This window comes from Sphingosinicella soli (assembly GCF_014199685.1).
In the GTDB taxonomy this organism is placed as follows: Bacteria; Pseudomonadota; Alphaproteobacteria; order Sphingomonadales; family Sphingomonadaceae; genus Sphingosinicella; species Sphingosinicella soli.
Genome location: NZ_JACHNZ010000010.1, coordinates 38,528 through 55,504 on the forward strand (window position 1 = coordinate 38,528; position 16,977 = coordinate 55,504).

Sequence of the window (16,977 nt, forward strand, 5' to 3'; positions counted from 1 at the left end):
ACCTCAGTCGCCGGTCATGATCCTGTCGACAAGCTGCTTCACCGTCGGCACGAAACCGTTCGAATAGAACGGGTCTGTCGAGAAGTGGTGGGCGCTGTGACCGGCGAACATGAGATTGTCTTCGGGCGGTGAGCCGTGCGCGATATCCTGAAGCGTCTTCTGGATGCAGAAGGATCGCGGATCGGCGAGCCGCCCGGTGCTGTTCTTGTCGAGGTGCTCGGCCCACGCGCTGAAGCGGCACTGCGACAGGCAGCCCATGCAGTCGGCCTGATCCTTGCGGACGGTCTTCGCCATTCCGGGCGTTTCGAACACCAGCGTGTCGTCGGGCGTTTTCAGCGCTTCGGTATAGCCCTGCGCGTGCCAGCCGCGTGCGTGCAGCAGGTCGTCGCGCGTGACATAATAGTGCTTGTTGCCCGGAACGCCGACATCCAGCAGGTGCGTGCGATGGTCGTGCGGTTCGGTGGAAATGCCGATCTGCCGTTCGGAACGGTGGATAAGGCTTTCCAGAAACGGGGTTCTCACCGCCGAAGAATAAAACCCCGTCGGCGAGAACGCCTGCAGCAGGATGTCGCCTTCCACAAGCGTCGTCAGCTTGCGCTTCCACACCTCGGGGATCGGGCTTTCCTGCGTCAGCAGCGGCCGCGAGCCGAACTGAAAGGCGATCGCGCCGAGTTCGGGATTGTCGATCCAGTGATCCCATTCGCGCAGATACCAGACCCCGCCAGCCATCACGATCGGCACGTCGTCGGAAATGCCGACCTCGCGCATCGTGTCGCGCAGATCCTTCACGCGCGGATAGGGGTCTTGCGGGTGGAGCGGGTCTTCGGCGTTGGAGAGGCCGTTGTGGCCGCCCGCGAGCCACGGATCTTCATAAACCACCGCGCCGAGCCATTCGGGCGCCTTGCCGTACGCGCGCTTCCACAGCGCGCGGAACGCCCGCGCCGACGAGATGATCGGGTAATAATATGTGCTGTATCGCGCCGCGATCTCGCTCAGCTTGTAAGGCATGCCCGCGCCGCAGGTCACGCCGTCGACGAGTTCGCCTGCCTCTTCGAGAATGCCTTCGAGGATGCGCTGCGCGCCGCCCATTTCCCACAGCACGTTGATGTTGATGCCGCCCTGCCCGCCGGAAATCTCGTGCGCGCGGCGGACCTGCTCGACACCGCCGGCGATGCCGTAGGCGACCAGCTCTTCGTGGCGGTCGCCGCGCGTGCGGCCGTGATAGATCTGCGGAATGATGTTGCCGGCGGCATCGTAGCTGTCGGCGTTCACCCCCGACACGGTTCCCAGCCCGCCCGCGGCGGCCCACGCACCCGACGAGGCATGGTTAGTCGCCGAAACACCCTTGCCGCCTTCAACGAGCGGAAGAAGTTCGCGCCCGCCCATGCGGATGGAATTCAAAAGCTTCATGATACCTGTTGTCGTTTCTCAGCCCGCTCGCGCCCCTCCGGCGCATCTCCCCCGCCGAGCTATAAACCAACCGGAGCGCTGTTGGGGCAGAAAAATTACCCGGTCGCCAAATAGGCAAAGGGGAATCCTCCGAAGAGGATCCCCCGAAAATGCCGTTTGTCAGTCGCGGTCGCCGGCGATGAAGTCCGGCAGACCGCCGCCTTCACCTTCGCTCGACTCTTCGCGGCGCGGACGCTCGCCGCCCTCTCCGCGATCCCGGCGCGGGCCACGGTCGCGGTCACGACCGCCACCACCGCCGCCGCCACCACCACGGCCACGATCACCGCCGCGGCCGCGATCGCCGCCGCCGCGGTCGCTGCGCTCACCGCGCGGACGCTCCTCGCGGGGCGGGCGCGTGTCGGGCAGTTCCTCGCCCGTTTCCTGATTGACGAGGCGCATCGACAGGCGAACCTTGCCGCGATCGTCGACGCCGAGCACCTTGACCTTCACGTCCTGGCCTTCGGTGAGCACTTCGGAAACCTTCGCGACGCGCTCTTCCTTGATCTCGGAGATGTGGACGAGGCCGTCCTTGGCGCCCATGAAGTTCACGAACGCGCCGAAATCGACCATCGACACGACCTTGCCGTTGTAGACCTTGCCCACTTCCGGCTCGGCGACGATGCCGATGATCCAGTTGCGCGCGGCTTCGATCTTGGCGACGTCCGACGACGCGATCTTGATCGTGCCGTCGTCCTCGATGTCCACCTTGGCGCCGGTCTCCGCGACGATCTCGCGGATCACCTTGCCGCCGGTGCCGATCACTTCACGGATCTTGTCCTTCGGGATCGTCATCGTCTCGATGCGCGGCGCGTGCGCCGACATCTCGTTGCGGGTGCCGTCGAGCGCCTTGTTCATCTCGTTCAGGATGTGCGCGCGTCCGGCCTTCGCCTGGCTGAGCGCCACCTTCATGATCTCTTCGGTGATGCCCGCGATCTTGATGTCCATCTGCAGCGACGTGATGCCGAGCTCGGTGCCCGCCACCTTGAAGTCCATGTCGCCGAGATGATCCTCGTCACCGAGGATGTCGGAGATGACCGCGAAATCCTTGCCTTCCAGGATCAGACCCATCGCGATGCCCGAAACCGGGCGCTTCAGCGGCACGCCGGCATCCATCAGCGCCAGCGATCCGCCGCACACCGTCGCCATCGAGGACGAGCCGTTCGACTCGGTGATGTCGGCGATGACGCGCATCGTGTACGGGAACTCCGCCTTGGTCGGCAGCACGGGGCGCAGCGCGCGCCATGCGAGCTTGCCGTGGCCGACTTCGCGGCGGCCCGGCGCGCCGAAGCGGCCGACTTCACCGACCGAATACGGCGGGAAGTTGTAGTGCAGCAGGAAGTTTTCGTGGCTGATGCCGTAGATCGCGTCGATCATCTGCTCGTCGTCGGCGGTGCCGAGCGTCGTGGTGACGATCGCCTGCGTTTCGCCGCGCGTGAACAGCGCGGAGCCGTGCGTGCGCGGCAGAACCTGCACTTCGGCCATGATCGCGCGAACGTCTTCCTTGCCGCGACCGTCGATACGGCGGCCGTCCTTCAGGATGGCGCCGCGAACGATGTCGGCTTCCAGCTTCTTGACGAGCTTGCCGAGCTTCATCTTCTCGGCGGGCTCCGCATCCGCATAGGAGTCCTTCGCCTTGGCGCGCGCGGCGTCGAGCGCGGCGACGCGCTCCTGCTTCACGGTCAGCTTGTAGGCGGCTTCGATATCCTTGCCGACGAGCTTCTTGAGCGAGGCCTTCTTCGCGGCGGAACCGTCGTCGAGCTTCAGCTCCCACGGATCCTTGGCAGCCTTCTCGGCGAGGCGGATGATCGCATCGATGACCTTCTTGCCGTTCTCGTGAACGAACATCACGGCGCCGAGCATCACTTCCTCGGAAAGCTCATGCGCTTCCGATTCCACCATCAGCACCGCGTCCATCGTGCCGGCGGCGACGAGGTCGAGCTTCGAGCCTTCGAGGCCACGGCTGGGGTTCAGCACATACTCGCCGTCGACATAGCCGACGCGGCCACCCGCGATCGGGCCCATGAACGGCACGCCCGAAAGCGTCAGCGCGGCCGACGCGGCGATGAGCGCCAGCACGTCCGGCTCGTTCTCGCCGTCGTAGCTCAGCACCTGGCAGATCACGTTGATCTCGTTGTAGAAGCCTTCCGGGAACAGCGGACGGATCGGCCGGTCGATAAGACGGCTGGTCAGCGTCTCATGCTCGGTCGGGCGACCTTCGCGCTTGAAGAAGCCGCCGGGGATACGGCCTGCGGCCGAAAACTTTTCCTGATAGTGCACGGTCAGCGGGAAGAAATCCTGGCCTTCCTTCACCGACTTCGCAGCCGTCACGGCGCAGAGCACCACGGTTTCACCGAGCGTCGCGAACACCGCGCCGTCGGCCTGACGGGCAACACGGCCCGTTTCGAGGGTCAGCGTCTGGCCGCCCCACTGCGTTTCAACTTTATGGATATTGAACATCTGTTTTTCCGTTTCCTTCACGGCCGGTCAAAAACGGGCCCTATGCCCGCCCGGCCTCCATCGTCCGTTCCCGCGCCTATCGCGGTGAACGGTTTGCGCACGGCGGCAAGCCAATTCGCATGCCGTACCTTGAATACGAAACGGGCGCCGTGCGCGGCGCCCGAGACGAACCTTGTTTTACTTGCGAAGCCCGAGCTTCCCGATGAGGTCGGTGTACCGCCCCTCGTCCTTGCGCTTCAGATAATCGAGCAGCGTGCGCCGCTTGTTCACCAGCATCAGCAGTCCGCGCCGTGAATGGTTGTCCTTGGCGTGGCTCTTGAAGTGCTCGGTGAGGTTCGAGATGCGCTCGGTGAGGATCGAGACCTGGACTTCGGGGCTGCCGGTGTCGCCTTCGGCGCGGGCATGTTCCTTGATAAGCGCTTCCTTGCGCTCGGCTGTAATCGACATCGTGACTCCTTCGTTCTAGAGGTTGAAGCCCCGCTCCACACGGACCGTTCCCGCTTCAACGCGGGCGAGCGCGACAGGCACTGCGTCCAGCATCGCGACCACGAGTCCGTCCGGTTCGGGACGTCCGGCGAGCGTCTGGCCCGATTTGAGCCGGGCCGCTTCGCCGGGGTTGACCGCCAGAGCCGGGATGTCGTCCAGCCCCGCGGTCAGCGGCAACAGTGCCGCTATAAGGCGCTGCTCCATAGCGAGTTCGCCGAGTTTGTCCAGCGATATCGCGCCTTCCAGGCCGAACGGCCCCGCCTGCGTACGCCGCAGCATGACGACGTGGCCGACCGTGCCGAGCGCCTCCGCGATGTCGCGCGCCAGGCTCCGCACATAGGTGCCCTTGGAGGAGGAAACCGAGAACGTCGCCGTCTCGCCGTCCGTCTCTACAAGCCGCAGCGCGTGGATCGTCACCGCGCGCGGCGGCAGCACCACCGTCTCCCCTGCCCGCGCCCGCGCATAGGCCCGCTGTCCATCGACCTTCAGCGCCGAATAGGCGGGCGGGCGCTGCGAAATGGGGCCGGTGAAGCGCGGCAGGATCGCCTCGATCGCCGCGCGCGACGGGCGCACGTCCGATGTCGCCACCACCGCGCCTTCGGCATCCTCGGTTTCGGTCGCCGCGCCGAAGCGCACGGTGAAGGCATAGGCCTTGTCGCCGTTCAGCATCCGCCCGGTCAGCTTGGTCGCCTCGCCGAGCGCGATCGGCAGCACGCCGGTCGCCAGCGGATCGAGCGTACCGCCGTGGCCGATCTTCGGTTTCGGCAACCCCGCCTGACGCCACAGCCGTTTTATCGCGGCAACGCCCTGCGCCGAGGTCAGCCCCAGCGGCTTGTCGAGAATGATCCAGCCGTTCACGCGTGCGGCTTTAACGCTGCACGCCGCGCGTGTCAGTCTTCTTTGCTGGCGGCCTTTTCGGCTTTGGCCTTTTTGCCGGGGTCTTCCGCCGTCACCAGGCTTTTCAGCTGGCAGGTGCGCCCGTCGACGAGGATCTGCCCGAACTTGTCGAGTGTGCCCGCGCCCTTGGTGACGAAGCCGATCGCGTTCGCGAAGTTCAGGCCCGTGCAGGGGCCCATCGTCTCGGCATAATACCAGCGGCCGGTCTGGCCCTCGATATAGAGCGCGCGGTCGCTTTCGGCGCGGAAGTTCCGAATGCCGGTCGTGTCGGCGAAGGGAATGCGCGCGTCCTCGCCGAACGTCGCCTGCGGTTCGGCCGCGCCCGCCGGAACGACGGAAAGGAGCGCGGCGACAGCGCCCGCTCCGGCAGCCTGGAAAAGGGTCTTCATGCTCTGTCTCCTTCGCCCCGCTTTTCACTCCCGGAGGCTGAACGCCCACTGAGCGGCGCGGTCAGTTCCCGTTCAGGCCGACGCGTGGAAATACGGCTTCGCCGTCAGCCCGGCGTTTCGATCGGAACCGGCGGCGGCTTCGGCAGGCGTCAATCGTCGCCGAGGTCGCGCGCCACCTTGGGGTCGCGCAGCAGCGCATCGATGCGGCTGGCTTCTTCATAGCTCTCGTCGAGCCGGAACTTCAGATTGGGCGTGTATTTGGTGGACATCGACCGCGCCACCTCGCCGCGCAGGAACTTCGCGTTCCGGCGAAGCGCCGCGAGCACCTCTTCGTCATCGCCGCCGAGCGCCTTCACGAAGGCGGTGGCGATGCGCAGGTCCGGCGAGACGCGCACTTCGCTCACCGAAACGATGTGTTTTTCGAGCACGGGATCACGCACCTCGCCGCGCCCGAGCACGCTCGCGAGCACATGGCGCACCTGCTCACCGATCCGCAGCAAACGAACCGATTTGCCTTCGGGGGTTTGCATCTGCCGCATAGGGTTCCCGCGCGAACGCCCTAGAGCGTCCGCTCGCGCTCCTCGACCTCGAACGTCTCGAGGTAATCACCCGCCTTGATGTCCGTCGTGCTTTCCAGCGTGACACCGCATTCCAGCCCGGCGCGCACTTCGGCGACGTCGTCCTTGAAGCGGCGCAGCGAGGAGACGGACCCGTTGTAGATGATGACATCGTCGCGCATGACACGCGCCTTGAGCGCCTTGCGGATGAAGCCTTCGAGCACCAGGAGACCGGCGGCCTTGCCGTGCTTGCCCGCCTGGAACACTTCGCGGATTTCGGCGCGGCCGACGACGTGCTCGATCTTCTCGGGGCCGAGCTGGCCGGCCATCGCCGCCTTCACATCGTCCACCAGATCATAGATCACGTCGTAGTATTTCAGCGCAACGCCGCGCTGCTCGGCGATCTCGCGCGCCTTGGCGTTGGCGCGCACGCCGAAACCGATGATCGGCGCGCCCGAGGCGCCCGCCAGCGTCACATCGGATTCGGTGATGCCGCCGACGCCCGAATGCAGCACGCGGGCCTTGATGTCGTCGGTGGAGATCTTGTTCACCGCCGCCACGATCGCCTCGACCGAACCCTGCACGTCACCCTTGATGATGAGCGGGTATTCGAGCGCCTGCTTTTCCTTGAGCGCCGAGAACATCGTCTCCAGGTTCGCCGGGGCCTGCGTCGTGCGCTTGCGCTGCAGAACGGAGGCGCGGTACGCCGCGATCTCGCGGGCGCGCGCCTCGTTTTCCACCACCGCGAACACGTCGCCCGCCATCGGCGTGCCGGAAAGGCCGAGCACCTCGACGGGCTTCGACGGACCGGCTTCCTTCACCTGCACGCCGCGATCGTCGACGAGCGCGCGCACCTTGCCCCACTCGGCGCCGACGACGAAGATGTCGCCGACACGCACCGTGCCGCGGCTGACGAGAACGGTGGCGACCGGGCCGCGGCCCTTGTCCAGCTTCGCCTCGATCACGGCGCCTTCGCCCGGACGGTCCGGGTTGGCCTTCAGTTCCAGAAGCTCGGCCTGCAGCAGGATCGCGTCGAGCAGCTTGTCGAGGTTCGTCTTCTTGAGCGCGGAGACCTCCACATCCTGCACGTCGCCGCCCATGTCCTCCACGACGACTTCGTGCTGGAGCAGTTCCTCGCGCACCTTCTGGGGCTTGGAGCCGGGCTTGTCGGACTTGTTGATCGCAACGATCAGCGGCACGCCCGCCGCCTTCGTGTGGCTGATCGCCTCGATCGACTGCGGTTTCAGCCCGTCATCGCCCGCGACGACCAGCACGACGATATCGGTGACGTTCGCACCGCGTCCGCGCATCTCGGTGAACGCCTCGTGGCCGGGCGTATCGAGGAACGTCACGATGTCCCCGGTCGCGACCTTCACCTGGTACGCGCCGATGTGCTGCGTGATGCCGCCTGCTTCGCCTGCAACCACGTCGGTGCCGCGCAGCGCGTCGAGCAGCGACGTCTTGCCGTGGTCGACGTGGCCCATGATGGTGACGACCGGCGGGCGCGGCAGCAGATCGCCCGTCGTGTCCGCCTCGCCTTCGAGGCCGATTTCAACGTCCGAATCGCTCACGCGCTTGATGTTGTGGCCGAACTCGGTGACGAGCAGCTCGGCGGTATCCTGGTCGATCGTCGTGTTGATCGTCGCCATCGAGCCCATCTTGAACAGCGACTTCACGAGGTCGGCGCCCTTCTCGGCCATGCGGTTCGCAAGTTCCTGCACGGTGATCGCTTCGGGAACGACCACGTCGCGCACCTGCTTCGCCTGGTTGGCGCCGCCGATGTGGGCACGGCGTTCCTTCTCGCGTGCACGGCGAAGCGCGGCGAGGCTGCGCGCACGGCCGTTTTCGTCGCCTTCGAGCGCGCGCGTGACGGTGAGCTTGCCGGAGCGGCGATGGTCCTCGCCGCGTCCGCGCGCGGGCTTCGCCGCTTCCTTGCGAACCGGCACCCCGGGGCCACGCCGTGCGCGGCCGTTGTCGTCGTCGGCAAGCGCGGCATCGCGCTTTGCCGCAGGCGCGGGCGCGGGCGTCGATGTGGATGTCGCGGGTGCTGCGGATTCAGCGGCGGCTTCGGGTTCGGCAACCGGCGGCGCGGCGTCCTGCGCCTCTTCGTCGCGGCGCTTGTCTTCAGTGCGGCGGCGCTCGGCCTCGATGGCCTCTGCGCGCTCCGCTTCCTCGCGGCGGCGCTGGTCTTCCAGCATTTTCTGGCGCGCTTCGTCGGCCTCGCGCAGCAGCTGCGCCTGCCGTTCCTGGCGCGACATCAAATCGTTCGGCACGGCGGCGGGGCGCGGCCTCGGCGCTTCGGCCGCGGGCCTCGGCGGCGCGGCAACGGGCGCGGCTGGCGCGGGCGCGGGGGCCTCGGGCGCAGCGTCCGCCACCGGCGTTTCCTCGGGCGCGCCGTCGGGCCGTCCGAGCACGCGCCGACGCTTCACCTCGACGACGACGGACTTCGTCCGGCCGTGGCTGAAGCTCTGCTTGACCTTGCCGACATCGACTGTCCGCTTGATTCCAAGCGGCGCACGCGCGCCCAGCGTCGGTTTGTTCTCGTCGCTCATTCGTACCCTTTACAACCCAAGTCCAGCAGACGGCGCACCGTCCGCGTTTTCGATTCCGTCATGCAGACCAAGATACGCGCGCCAACGGCCGACCGCAGACTCCACGCGCAGCGCGGCCTGCCGGTCGCGAAGCGCGGCGTGTACCACATTGGCCTGCCCCAGTGCCAAGGACAATTCATCCCGGCCCGCCGGCAACGCGATTGCTTTGGCCTTTCCGCCCGCCGAATGCAACCGCTGCGCCAGCTTGCGCACGCCGTCGGGCGCCGCGTCGGCGGCGTGCAGCACAAGCCGCGCCTCGCCGCTGTCCACCGCCGCCGCGATCCGGTCGCTGCCCAGAAGCAGGTTCCCCGAACGCAGCTCCAGCCCCAGCCGATCGAGCGCGGCGCGCTTCAACCCCGCTTCGATACGCGCCGCCATGCCTTCGGGCACGTGCTTCACATCGCCCTTGAAGGCGCGTTGCAGCGCGCCCCTCAGCTTGCCCTTGGCTTCCGCCTCCGCGACGAGCGCGTGGTCGGGCTTCACCCATGCGCCGCGACCCGGCGCGCGCGCGCCGATGTCCGGCAGAACCTCGCCGTCGGGGGAAAGGGCCAGACGCAGCAGTGCGTCCCGTCCCTCCCGCTCACCGCTTATTATGCAGCGACGTTCGGGCTCATGCTTGGGCATCCGCAGGGGCGTCCTCCCCGGAGTCGTCGCCCTCGAACCAATGGGCGCGGGCCGCCATGATGATGCGGTTGCCGTCGGCCTCGCTGAGACCGAATTCCTTGAGCACGCCCTCGCGCTTCGAGACGAGTTCGTCCGTCGCGAGATCGCCGAGATCATCGAGCGTCTTGATGCCCGCCTTGCCGAGCGTGACGAGCATCTTCTCCGAAAGCCCCTCGATCGCGGCAAGCGCATCCTCGACGCCGAGCGCACGGCGCTCTTCGCGGGCTGCGGCCTCGCGGCGCTCCAGCCCCTCGGTCGCGCGGTTCTGGAGTTCGCCCGCGAGATCCTCGTCGAAGCCTTCGATCGCCGCCAGCTCGCTGGTCTCGACGTAAGCGACCTCTTCGAGTTCCGTGAAGCCTTCGGCGACGAGCAGCTGCGCCAGCGTCTCGTCCACGTCGAGTTCGTTCATGAACAGCTCGGAGCGTTCGACGAATTCCTTCTGGCGGCGTTCGCTCTCGTCGGCCTCGGTCATGATGTCGATCTGGTGGCCGGTCAGCTGGCTGGCGAGGCGCACGTTCTGGCCGCGTCGACCGATGGCGAGCGAAAGCTGGTCGTCGGGAACGACCACTTCGATGCGCTGCTCTTCCTCGTCGATCACCACCTTGGAGACTTCAGCGGGCTGCAGCGCGTTCACCACGAAGGTCGCGATGTCGGGCGACCACGGGATGATGTCGATCTTCTCGCCCTGCAGTTCCTGCACCACCGCCTGCACGCGGCTGCCCTTCATGCCGACGCACGCGCCGACCGGATCGATCGACGAATCGCGGCTGATGACGCCGATCTTGGCGCGGCTGCCCGGATCGCGGGCGACGGCCTTGATCTCGATGATGCCGTCGTAGATTTCGGGCACTTCCTGCGCGAACAGCTTCTTCATGTATTCGCCCGCCGCGCGCGACAGGAAAATCTGCGGCCCGCGGTTTTCGCGGCGCACGTCCTTGATGAGGCACCGCACGCGGTCGTTGACGCGCAGAATTTCGCGCGGGATCTGCTGGTCGCGGCGGATGACGCCCTCGGCGCGGCCGAGATCGACGACGACGTGGCCGAACTCGACGCGCTTCACGACGCCCGTCGTCACCTCGTTCACGCGATCCTTGAATTCCTCGTACTGGCGCTCACGCTCGGCATCGCGCACCTTCTGCACGATCACCTGCTTGGCGGCCTGCGCGGCGATGCGCCCGAACTCGATCGGCGGCAGCGGATCGACGACGAAGTCGCCGATGTCGTTCTTCTTGTCGCGCTTCTGCGCATCCACGATGCTGATCTGCTTGAAGTGATCCTCCGGCGCCTCGACCACTTCGAGCACGCGCCACAGGCGCATTTCGCCGGACTGCGAATCGATCTTCGCGCGAATGTCGTTCTCGGCGCCGTAGCGGGCGCGCGCCGCGCGCTGGACGGCCTCTTCCATCGCCTCGATCACGATCGCGCGATCGATCGACTTCTCGCGCGCAACAGCATCGGCAATCGCCAGAAGCTCGGCCTTGTTGGCGGAAATCGCGGTGGCCATCAATCGTCTTCCTCTTCTTCGTCTATCTCGTCCGCGCCCTCGTCGGAGAGCGGCTTCGTTGCCTTGATGAGTTCGTCCGTCAGCACCAGCTTCGCACTGACGATGCCTGCAAACGGGAGCGCAGTCTCACCGAATCCTTCGACCGCGATGCGCACCATAGCATCATCTACGCCCAGAAGGTGCCCCTGAAACCGCTTCCGGCCTTCAAGGGGTTCGGCAAGCTGAATCTTCGCGACATGCCCGGACCAGTCCGTGAAGTCCTGAAGGCGCGTCAGCGGGCGGTCGATGCCCGGCGAGCTGACTTCCAGACTATACTCGTCGGGGATCGGATCCTTCTCGTCGAGCATGTCCGACACGCGGCGGCTGAGCGACGTGCACTGCTCGATGGTCAGCTGCCGCGTGGCTGGGTCTTCCGCCATCACCTGCAGCGTCAGCCCGCCTGCGCCGTTCATCATCACGACGCGCACGAGATTGAAGCCCATCGCGGTTGCGATCGGTTCCACCAGTGCCTCGAGCGCCTTCGTGTCCGTCAAATTCGGCTTCCCTTGCGGATAAACCCCGTCGGCGCCGGCCCCGATCCCTGGAACCGACCTCCTCTTGGACTACCCATGTGGAGAACGCCGCTCATATAGGCAAAAAGCCGACCGCCCGCAAGAGCGCCCGGCGCGCTGTTCGTCATCGTCATTTGTCAGGCGCCCGACATCCCGCTAGCCTGCGCGCAACCCCCGAATGGAGATATCAGAGACGATGATCCGCACCTTTACCGCGCTCGCCATGGTTTCCGCCCTCAGCCTCGCCGCTTGCGGCGCAAACGGCACCGACACCGGCAACACCGGCAACACCGAAACGGCAGAGACGCCGACGGCCGCGGCCGACGCCGACGCCAAGCCCTTCACGTCAGCCGAAATGGGCAAATTCGATGAACCGTGGGCGATGGCGTTTCTCCCCGACGGCCGCATTCTCGTCACCGAGAAGAAGGGCGTGCTCAAGCTCGTCCGTCTGGGCGGCGAAACGCTGGACGTCGCGGGCGTGCCCAAGGTCGATTACGGCGGGCAGGGCGGGCTCGGCGATGTCGCGCTCCACCCCGATTTCGCGAACAACGCCTACATCTACCTCAGCTACGCCGAAGCCGGCGACGGCGACACGCGCGGCGCGGCGCTCGCGCGCGGCAAGCTGCTGCTCGACGGCACGCCCCGCATCGAGGGGCTGCAGGTGATCTGGCGGCAGGAGCCCAAGGTCACCGGCCGGGGCCACTACGGCCACCGCATCGCGTTCGGCCCCGACGGCATGATGTACGTGTCGAGCGGCGATCGTCAGAAGTTCGATCCCGCGCAGGATCTGAACGCCAACCTCGGCAAGATCGTCCGCCTTTCCGATACGGGCATGATCCCGTCCGACAATCCGTTCTACGATCAGGGCCGGGTGAAGGCGCAGGTCTGGGCCTACGGCCTCCGCAACCCGCTCGGCATCGATTTCGACGATGAAGGCCGTCTCTGGGAAATGGAGATGGGCCCGGCGGGCGGCGACGAGCTCAACCTCATCCGCAAGGGCGTGAACTACGGCTATCCGACGGTCTCGAACGGCGACCATTACGACGGAAGGCCGATCCCCGATCACAAGCCCGGCGACGGTTTCGAACCGCCGAAGGTTTTCTGGAACCCGGCGATCTCGCCTTCCAGCCTGCTCATCTACAAGGGCGACCTGTTCCCCGCGTGGAAGGGCGACGCCTTCATCGGCGCACTTTCGGGCGAGGCCCTGGTCCGCGTCGACCTCAACGGCGAAACCGCGACCAAGGCCGACGAATGGCCGATGAGCGCCCGCATCCGCTCCGTCGAGCAGGGCCCCGACGGCGCGATCTGGCTGCTCGAAGACGGCGAAACCGCCCGCCTGCTCAAACTGACCCCCGCCAACTGATAACCTAAAAAGCCCCTCCCCTTCAGGGGAGGGGTTGGGGTGGGGCGGTCCCAGCAAATGCCTCTTTGTTAGGGAAGGGCGTCAACCGCCGCGTCAGAACCCTCAGCGGTCGGTCCACACCGGATCGCGCTTGGCAATGAAGGCGCCGATGCCCTCGCAGGCGTCGGCCGCCATCATGTTGTCCGCCATCACGGTGGACGCATAGGCATAGGCCTCGGCAAGCGGCATCTCGCGCTGCGCGTAGAACGCGCGCTTGCCGATGCCGACCGTCAGCTGCGAGCGCGCCGCGATCTGCGCGGCAAGCGCCATCGTCTGCGCGGTGAGCGCGGCATCCTCCACCACGCGGTTGACAAGGCCGATCTCCGCCGCGCGCGCCGCGTCGATCAGATCGCCGGTCAGCAGCATCTCCATCGCGTGCTTGGCGGAAAGGTTGCGCGTCAGCGCCACCATCGGCGTCGAGCAGAACAGCCCGATCCGCACGCCCGGCGTTGCGAACCGCGCCGCCTTGCCCGCAACCGCAAGATCGCAACTCGCGACAAGCTGGCACCCCGCCGCCGTCGCCACACCCGCCACCTCGGCGATCACCGGGCAGCGGTGGTTCACGACCTCCTGCATCAACTGGCCGCACGCCTCGAACAGCGCAACGAACCCCCCGCGCCCGCCATCATCCGCCGTGCGCGCGCCGTCCAGCTCCTTCAGATCGTGCCCGGCGGAAAACACATGCCCCGCCGCCGCGATCACGATCACACGCACATTGCGGTCGGCATCCGCATCGCGGAGCGCCGCCCGCAGCGCCTCGATCATGGCGAACGACAGACTGTTGCGCGAAGACGCCGCGTTCAGCGTAAGGCGAAGAACGCCGCCCTCCAGCGCGGAAATGACAGGGGTTTCATCGGTCATGTCGTGCGTCCCTACCGCCGCCGATACCGGAAATACCAGATCGGCCGCCCCTCGCCCGCCGCCCATTCGCCGTAGCGCGTCGGCGGCCAGTCGTCGGGGCGATTTTCCCAGTCCTCGGCGTGTTCCGCAAGCCATTCAAAGTCCGAACGCCGTGCCATCTGCATCACCGACCAGCGCATGTAGACAGGGTGGTCGGTCGCGATGCGGAATTCGCCGCCGGGTTTCAGCTTCGCGGCGATCAGGTCGAGCGGCCCCGGATTGACGAAACGCCGCTTGGCGTGCCGCGCCTTCGGCCAGGGGTCGGGATGCAGCAGGTAAACCCGCTCCAGCGAGGCATCGGGCAGCCGCTCCAGCACGTTCAGCGCATCGCCGTCATGCACGCGCACGTTCGAAAGCCCGTCATCCTCGATATGCCCGAGCAGCCCGGTGACGCCGTTCAGGAACGGCTCGCAGCCGATGAACCCCGTTTCCGGGCGCGCGGCGGCATGAGCAACAAGATGCTCGCCCTTGCCGAACCCGATCTCCAGCTCCAGCAGGCACGCCTTGCCGAACAGCCGCGCAGCGTCCAGCGCGCCCTCTTTCGGCACCGCCACCTCCGGCAGCAAGTCCTCGACAAGCCGCTGCGCCCGGTTGCGCAGCGCAAACGCCTGTCGCCGCCCATAAAGACGGCGGATGGTGGTCGGATCGGACATCGAAACTCGCCAGTTGATTATAGTGGGATAGGTCGAAATCCGGGTCAGGCCGAGCCGAAAGGCGTGGTCTTCGAGAACCGGAGCGGAGCGGACTTCAAGGTCCGTGAGCACCGGAAGCGCAGAAGACCGCGTCTTGCAGGCCGGCATCACCCGAATGAACGCCTATCTGGGGCGGCAGGCCTTGCCTTCATACTGATACCGATGCAACCGGTATTCCTTGCCGTTCCAGCGCTCGACCGGGAAGCAGAAACCCGGCCCGCCGATCTCGATGTCCGGCCAGCCGCCCGCACCCTTCGTGGTCAGCAGGGTCGGAATGCCGGGTCCGCCGTTCATCAGCTTCCAGCCCGCCGCCTGCTTGCTGACGATGGCGTAGCCCATGCCCGTGTTGCCGAAACAATAGCTGCTGCCTTCGGAGATGACGGCTTCCGGCTGCCCGTCCCCGTTCAGATCGCGCACCAGGTCGATCGCGCCGGGCGTGTAGGCCGCCGTCCCGGGATCGCCGCAGCCTTCCCAGCGGTTTCCTTTCTTCGCGAACCCCGCCGCCTTGAACGCGGCCGCCGTGTCGGCGGGCGATAGCTTGATGTCCGCCGCCAGTGCCGTGGATGCCGAAAACGCCACCAGTACGCCAAGACAGAGAACACGCATGGCTTCCTCCCTCGCCCTGTTGCGAAGCGCGGAGCCTACGCCCTTCAAAGCGAAAGCGGAACGATTCCCTGCGTATCCCCCTCCTCTTCAGCGGAGGGGCTTTGGAGCGTCCTGAACGCCATCGCAAAACCCTTCCCCCTCGCCCCTCCGGGGAGAGGGTCGGGGAGAGGGGAACACCGCTTCAACCGCCGCAACGAAGCCCGGTCTGCCGCAACGAAGCCCCGTCCTAATGCCGGAAGTGGCGCATCCCGGTAAACGCCATCGCAAGACCCTTTTCGTTCGCCGCCGCGATCACCTCGTCGTCGCGGATCGAGCCGCCCGGCTGGATCACCGCCGTCGCGCCCGCGTCCGCCGCGGCGAGCAGCCCGTCGGCAAACGGGAAGAACGCGTCGGAAGCCACCGCCGAACCCACCGTCTTCGGCTGCGCCCAGCCCGCCGTTTCCGCGGCGTCGCGCGCTTTCCACGCCGCGATGCGCGCCGAATCGAGGCGGCTCATCTGCCCCGCGCCGATGCCGGCCGTCGCGCCGTCCTTCGCGTAAACGATCGCGTTCGATTTCACGTGCTTCGCCACGCGCCACGCGAACAGCATGTCGGCGAGTTCCTGCGGGCTCGGCTGCCGCGCGGTGACGATCTTCAGATCGCTTTCGGCAATGCTGCCGTTGTCGCGCGATTGCAGCAGGTATCCGCCCGCGATGGTCCTCAGCGCCAGGCCGCCGCGCGCCGGGTCCGGCAGCGCCGTCAGCAGCAGCCGCAGGTTCTTCTTCTTCGCGAAGATCGCGAGCGCGGCGTCATCGGCACCGGGCGCTACGACGACCTCGGTGAAAATCCCGGTGATCGCTTCCGCTGCCGCCGCATCGAGCGGCCGGTTGACCGCAATGATCCCGCCGAACGCCGAGACCGGATCACACGCGAGCGCCGCGCCGTAGGCCTCGGCCAGGCTCGCGCCCGTCGCCACGCCGCACGGGTTCGCGTGCTTGATGATCGCGACCGAAGGCCCCGCGTCCCCGAACTCCGCGATGAGTTCGAGCGCGCCGTCGGCGTCGTTCAGATTGTTGTAGCTGAGTTCCTTGCCCTGCACCTGCCGGGCCTGCCCGATGCCGCTGGCATGCGGCCCGCGCGGCGCGTAGAACGCCGCCTTCTGGTGCGGGTTCTCGCCGTAGCGCAGTTCGTCGCCGCGCGTCATCGCAAGCGTCAGCGTATCGGGGAAGGTCGCGCCCTGATCGGCGAACGCGAACCACGAGGAAATCGCGCTGTCATACGCCGCCGTCGCCGCGAATGCCTTCGCCGCAAGCCGCTTGCGAAGCGCCAGATCGGTCGCGCCGTCGCTGGCGTCGAGCGCCGCGATGAATTCGCCGTAGTCGGCCGGGTCGGTCAGGATCGCGACAAAGCCGTGATTCTTCGCCGCCGATCGCACCATCGAAGGCCCGCCGATGTCGATGTTCTCGATGATTTCGTCGCGGCCTGCGCCCTTCGCCACGGTCGCCTCGAACGGGTAGAGGTTCACCACCACCACGTCGATCGGCGCGATATCGTGGTCGCGCATCGCGGCGGCGTGTTCGGGATGGTCGCGCAGCGCCAGCAATCCGCCGTGCACCTTCGGGTGCAGCGTCTTCACGCGCCCGTCCATCATCTCGGGGAAGCCCGTGTGCTCGGAAACGTCCTTCACATTGAGCCCCGCATCGCGCAGCGCCTTCGCGGTGCCGCCGGTCGACAGCAGCTCCACCCCGCGCGCCGCGAGCGCCCTGGCGAGGTCCACCACGCCCGTCTTGTCCGAAACCGAAATCAGTGCCCGGGTGATCTTCACCGGCATCTCGCTCATCGTCACTGTCCTGC

Annotated in this window: 15 protein-coding genes; 1 reads left to right on the forward strand and 14 read right to left on the reverse strand. The window is 66.8% G+C overall.

Features of this window, described 5'->3' with window-relative positions:
- Nucleotides 1–3: 3 nt before the first annotated feature.
- The 10 genes from GGQ98_RS05660 to rimP all read right to left on the reverse strand — a co-directional run bounded on the left by GGQ98_RS05660 (nt 4) and on the right by rimP (nt 11,526).
- A complete protein-coding gene (locus tag GGQ98_RS05660) occupies nt 4–1,413 on the reverse strand; it encodes an NAD(P)H-dependent flavin oxidoreductase (RefSeq protein WP_424141349.1) in 1,410 nt (469 codons plus the stop codon).
- Nucleotides 1,414–1,569: 156 nt separating this feature from the next.
- Complete coding sequence (gene pnp / locus GGQ98_RS05665; RefSeq protein ID WP_184066388.1) at nt 1,570–3,906, reverse strand: polyribonucleotide nucleotidyltransferase; 2,337 nt, start codon at nt 3,904–3,906, stop codon at nt 1,570–1,572.
- A 177-nt stretch (nt 3,907–4,083) separates the two neighbouring features.
- Nucleotides 4,084–4,353, reverse strand: coding sequence for a 30S ribosomal protein S15 (rpsO, locus tag GGQ98_RS05670; protein WP_184066389.1), 270 nt, complete (start codon nt 4,351–4,353; stop codon nt 4,084–4,086).
- Between the two features lie 15 nt (nt 4,354–4,368).
- Complete coding sequence (truB, locus tag GGQ98_RS05675) at nt 4,369–5,250, reverse strand: tRNA pseudouridine(55) synthase TruB (protein ID WP_184066391.1); 882 nt, start codon at nt 5,248–5,250, stop codon at nt 4,369–4,371.
- Nucleotides 5,251–5,282: 32 nt separating this feature from the next.
- Nucleotides 5,283–5,678 (reverse strand): DUF6491 family protein, encoded by a 396-nt coding sequence (locus tag GGQ98_RS05680; RefSeq protein WP_184066393.1) that lies wholly within the window; start codon nt 5,676–5,678, stop codon nt 5,283–5,285.
- Between the two features lie 149 nt (nt 5,679–5,827).
- The gene (gene rbfA / locus GGQ98_RS05685; RefSeq protein ID WP_184066396.1) at nt 5,828–6,217 is read right to left on the reverse strand and encodes a 30S ribosome-binding factor RbfA; all 390 of its coding nucleotides are present in this window, start codon (nt 6,215–6,217) and stop codon (nt 5,828–5,830) included.
- 20 nt (nt 6,218–6,237) lie between these two features.
- Nucleotides 6,238–8,787 (reverse strand): translation initiation factor IF-2, encoded by a 2,550-nt coding sequence (infB, locus tag GGQ98_RS05690; RefSeq protein WP_184066399.1) that lies wholly within the window; start codon nt 8,785–8,787, stop codon nt 6,238–6,240.
- A gap of 9 nt (nt 8,788–8,796) precedes the next feature.
- Nucleotides 8,797–9,450, reverse strand: a complete 654-nt coding sequence (locus GGQ98_RS05695) for a DUF448 domain-containing protein (protein ID WP_184066402.1) — start codon at nt 9,448–9,450, stop codon at nt 8,797–8,799.
- On the reverse strand, nt 9,437–10,993 hold the full coding sequence (gene nusA / locus GGQ98_RS05700) for a transcription termination factor NusA (protein WP_184066405.1): 1,557 nt from the start codon (nt 10,991–10,993) through the stop codon (nt 9,437–9,439). The genes GGQ98_RS05695 and nusA overlap by 14 nt, the downstream gene beginning before the upstream one ends.
- Nucleotides 10,993–11,526 carry a ribosome maturation protein RimP gene (rimP, locus tag GGQ98_RS05705; protein WP_184066408.1) on the reverse strand — a complete coding sequence of 178 codons (534 nt, stop codon included), beginning with the start codon at nt 11,524–11,526 and terminating at the stop codon, nt 10,993–10,995. The genes nusA and rimP overlap by 1 nt, the downstream gene beginning before the upstream one ends.
- A gap of 214 nt (nt 11,527–11,740) precedes the next feature.
- Between rimP and GGQ98_RS05710 the strand changes: the two genes are divergently transcribed.
- Complete coding sequence (locus GGQ98_RS05710) at nt 11,741–12,907, forward strand: PQQ-dependent sugar dehydrogenase (RefSeq protein ID WP_184066414.1); 1,167 nt, start codon at nt 11,741–11,743, stop codon at nt 12,905–12,907.
- 102 nt (nt 12,908–13,009) lie between these two features.
- Here the strand turns inward: GGQ98_RS05710 and GGQ98_RS05715 are convergent, their stop codons facing one another.
- The 4 genes from GGQ98_RS05715 to purH form a co-directional block, all read right to left on the reverse strand.
- Nucleotides 13,010–13,807 (reverse strand): enoyl-CoA hydratase, encoded by a 798-nt coding sequence (locus GGQ98_RS05715; RefSeq protein WP_184066417.1) that lies wholly within the window; start codon nt 13,805–13,807, stop codon nt 13,010–13,012.
- Between the two features lie 11 nt (nt 13,808–13,818).
- The gene (trmB, locus tag GGQ98_RS05720; protein ID WP_184066553.1) at nt 13,819–14,499 is read right to left on the reverse strand and encodes a tRNA (guanosine(46)-N7)-methyltransferase TrmB; all 681 of its coding nucleotides are present in this window, start codon (nt 14,497–14,499) and stop codon (nt 13,819–13,821) included.
- Between the two features lie 162 nt (nt 14,500–14,661).
- Nucleotides 14,662–15,144, reverse strand: coding sequence for a hypothetical protein (locus tag GGQ98_RS05725; RefSeq protein ID WP_184066420.1), 483 nt, complete (start codon nt 15,142–15,144; stop codon nt 14,662–14,664).
- A 226-nt stretch (nt 15,145–15,370) separates the two neighbouring features.
- Nucleotides 15,371–16,954: a bifunctional phosphoribosylaminoimidazolecarboxamide formyltransferase/IMP cyclohydrolase gene (gene purH / locus GGQ98_RS05730; RefSeq protein ID WP_424141350.1), complete on the reverse strand. Its 1,584-nt coding sequence runs from the start codon at nt 16,952–16,954 to the stop codon at nt 15,371–15,373.
- Between the last annotated feature and the right edge of the window lie 23 nt (nt 16,955–16,977).